This is a genomic window from Mesorhizobium sp. M5C.F.Ca.ET.164.01.1.1 (genome assembly GCF_004792125.1).
Lineage (GTDB): Bacteria > Pseudomonadota > Alphaproteobacteria > Rhizobiales > Rhizobiaceae > Mesorhizobium > Mesorhizobium wenxiniae.
Map to the genome: position 1 here is coordinate 1 of NZ_SRTG01000550.1, position 290 is coordinate 290.

General features: G+C 62.1%; 1 protein-coding gene. It reads right to left on the reverse strand.

Annotated elements, in window-relative coordinates; genetic code table 11:
- The coding region (locus EN807_RS34695) for an HWE histidine kinase domain-containing protein (protein ID WP_281405273.1) at positions 1-290 on the reverse strand (290 nt) is incomplete at both ends.

Here is a 290-nt window from a genome sequence, read left to right on the forward strand (position 1 = left end):
CTCACGAAGCGCCGCTCCCCGCCAGTTGGAGGATGTCACCAGATCCTGAGACGAGGCGAGCGACTGGATACGGCCGCGAAAGTGCGTCAGAAAATCGCCGAGCGTCTCCGAGTAGCGTCCGGTCTGGGTGGCTATGCTCTGGATGATGGCCAGAAGATTCTTCGAGCGATGGCTGACTTCGCGCAGCAGCGTTTTCAGCGTCTGCTCGCGGCGTTTCTGCTCCGTCGTCTCCACCATGGTGGTGACGACGCCGATCACTTCGCCGACTTCGCCGCAGTCGGCATCGATCC